This window comes from Moorena sp. SIO4E2 (assembly GCF_010671945.1).
GTDB lineage: Bacteria > Cyanobacteriota > Cyanobacteriia > Cyanobacteriales > Coleofasciculaceae > Moorena > Moorena producens.
The window spans coordinates 1-3,125 of record NZ_JAAHIE010000725.1 but is presented as its reverse complement, the minus strand read 5'-3'; the positions used below and the strand labels follow the sequence as shown (position 1 = coordinate 3,125).

Genomic DNA, 3,125 nt, shown 5'->3' with positions numbered 1-3,125 from the left:
AGCACTGCACCACGTAGCCAAAATCGCACCAGGGGACAAAATTTTAATCCATGCTGCTGCAGGAGGCACGGGAATGGCGGCAGTACAAATTGCTCAGCAAGCTGGGGCTGAAGTTTTTGCTACTGCTAGTTCTCCGAAGTGGGAAGCTTTAAAAGCTATGGGAGTTAAACATATTATGAATTCCCGTACCTTAGAGTTTGCTGCTCAGATCATGGATAAAACACAAGGAAAGGGGGTAGATATTGTCCTTAACTCTCTGACCTCTGGAGAATTTATTGGCAAGACTGTATCAGTTGTAAGTCCTCAAGGTCGTTTTTTAGAAATTGCCAAGCGGGGAGTTTGGGAATCAACTGAGATGGCAACTCTCAGGTCAGATATCTCTTATTCAGTGGTTGATTTAGTTAAAGTATCTCAAGACCAACCTCAATTAATCAAGTCTCTGTTAGTAGAAATTATTGACAAGTTCAACAACGGCTTGCTAAAACCACCTCCCTTGACAGTCTTCTCTATGGAGGAAGTAGTCAGCGCCTTTCGTTATATGCAGCAAGCCAAACATATTGGCAAAATTATCGTTACTCAAAGCCAACAACCAACCGATACCGCCACTGAAATGCCGTTGAACTTCCCAGAAGACGGAACTTACTTGATTACTGGTGGTTTAGGAGGATTAGGCTTACTAGTTGCCCGTTGGATGGTAGAGAAAGGAGCCAAGCATTTAGTGTTAGTAGGACGGAGTAGTCCTAATCATGGTGTTGTCAAGAAATTAGCAGAGTTAGAACAAGCTGGAGCCTCTGTAGTAGTGGAAAAAGCTGATGTGTCTGAATTTGAATCTATGGGGAGGGTGTTGTCTAGGATCAATCAGTCAAGCTTGCCACTAAGGGGAGTCATTCATTCGGCAGGGATGTTATCTGATGGCGTCCTCCAAAACCAGAGTTGGTCTAGCTTTGAGAAAGTGATGGCTCCCAAAGTACAAGGAGCTTGGCATTTGCATCAATTAACCAAAAACCAGCCTTTGGACTTTTTTGTCCTGTTTTCTTCGGCGGCATCTCTTTTGGGTTCTCCCGGTCAGGGAAATCATGCTGCGGCTAATGCCTTTCTCGATAGTTTAGCCCATTATCGTCGAGGTCTGGGGTTGTCAGGATTGAGCATTCATTGGGGTGCGGTATCTCAAGTGGGAGCAGCAGCTGAGCGTGGTGCAGATGTGAAGGTACAGAAGCAGGGTATGGGTGCGATCTCTCCTGCTGGGGTGTTGGAGGCATTAGAGCGATTGATCAGTACTGAGGCGGTAGAAGTAGGAGTAGTACCGATCAACTGGTCACAATGGACTGCTAGAGTTTCTAATTGGCCATTTTTAGCTCAGTGGCAACAAAAGATTAAGACTTCGGAGGTATCTAAATCCGAATTTATTGACCAGTTAAAAGCCGCATTACCATCGGAGCAAAAAGAGCTATTAACCGCCCATGTGCGTAGTCAGGTGGCGAGAGTATTGGGGATAAGTTCGGCTCAATCGATTGGTTTAGAAGAAGGATTTTTTGATTTGGGGATGGATTCTCTGACCTCAGTAGAGTTGCGCAATCGCTTGCAAGGTAGTTTAAGCTGTTCAATTCCTTCAAGTTTAGCTTTTGATTATCCTACGGTAAGGGAATTGGTAGATTATTTAATTCAGCAAGTATTAGAGGGAGACAAAGGTGAAAATTACTATTTTACAAAATCCCTTAACAATAAAGAGCAGGAAAAAGAACAACAATTATTAGCAAAGACCCAAGATTTGTCCGAGGATCAATTAGAAGAAATAATCAACCAAAAATTAAATTCACTTATTAATGAAGGAGGTGTTTAATTAATGGGAAATTTATCAAATAAAATTCAAGAATTAACTCCCATACAACGTTCCTTTTTGGTAATTGAACAATTGCAATCTAAGCTGGACAAATATGAGCGTTCTAGCAAAGAACCAATCGCCATTATTGGGATGGGATGCCGTTTCCCTGGAGGAGCAGATAACCCGGCATCCTTCTGGAATCTCTTATCTCAAGGAATAGATGCCATTAGTGAAATTCCTTCTGAACGATGGAACATCGAGCAGTACTACGATCCTAACCCAGAAACCCCAGGGAAAATGTACACTCGTTATGGGGGGTTCGTCGGTCAACTACAAGAGTTTGACTCCCACTTCTTTAATATTGCTCCTATTGAAGCAATTTCCCTTGACCCTCAACAACGTCTACTCTTGGAAGTAAGTTGGGAAGCCCTTGAGCATGCAGCGATCGCTCCTCAACAACTAGCCAAAACTGAAACGGGGGTGTTTCTGGGCATTTTTAGTAATGACTATCTTCAACGTTTAACTAGTCGTGATCTTACAGAAATTGATGCCTATTTAGCCACAGGTAATGCCCACAGTACCGCTACTGGCAGACTTTCTCATTTTCTCGGACTAACTGGGCCTTCTTTAGCGGTGGATACGGCTTGTTCTTCTTCCTTAGTAAGCGTTCATTTAGCCTGTGCCAGTCTGCGTAACGGAGAATGCACTTTAGCTCTAGCAGGAGGGGTTAATCGGATTATTTCCCCAGAATATACCATCAATTTTTCCAGGGCGAGAATGCTTTCTCCTGATGGACGCTGCAAGACTTTTGACGCGGGGGCAGATGGTTTTGTTCGCAGTGAGGGCTGTGGGGTAGTGGTGCTCAAGCGATTTTCGGATGCAGTGGCAGATAGGGATAATATCTTGGCCGTAATTCGAGGAACGGCGATTAATCAGGATGGCCATACTAGTGGTTTAACGGTACCGAATGGTCCTTCTCAAGAGTCAGTAATCCGTCAAGCCTTAACAAATGGAGGAGTACAGCCAGAGCAAGTCAGCTATATAGAAGCCCATGGCACCGGGACATCTTTAGGAGATCCGATTGAGGTCACTGCTTTAGGGAATGTATTTCGAGAATCACACTCATCACAACAACCGATGATCATCGGTTCTGTCAAGACGAATATCGGACACCTGGAAGCAGCAGCGGGCATAGCGGGGTTAATCAAAGTAGTATTGCAGTTGCAACATCAACAGATTGCCCCCCATCTTCATTTTGATCAGCCCAATCCTTATATTAATTGGGAGCAATTACCTGTATTAG

Annotated in this window: 2 protein-coding genes; both read left to right on the top strand. The window is 44.0% G+C overall.

Translation table 11 applies throughout. The annotated features are described in order from the left end of the window. A partial coding sequence (locus F6K37_RS36085; RefSeq protein WP_287255786.1) for an SDR family NAD(P)-dependent oxidoreductase occupies nucleotides 1-1,840 on the top strand: 1,840 nt, incomplete at its 5' end. A gap of 3 nt (nucleotides 1,841-1,843) precedes the next feature. Further along, on the top strand, nucleotides 1,844-3,125 hold a 1,282-nt coding region (locus F6K37_RS36080; RefSeq protein WP_287255784.1), incomplete at its 3' end, for a type I polyketide synthase.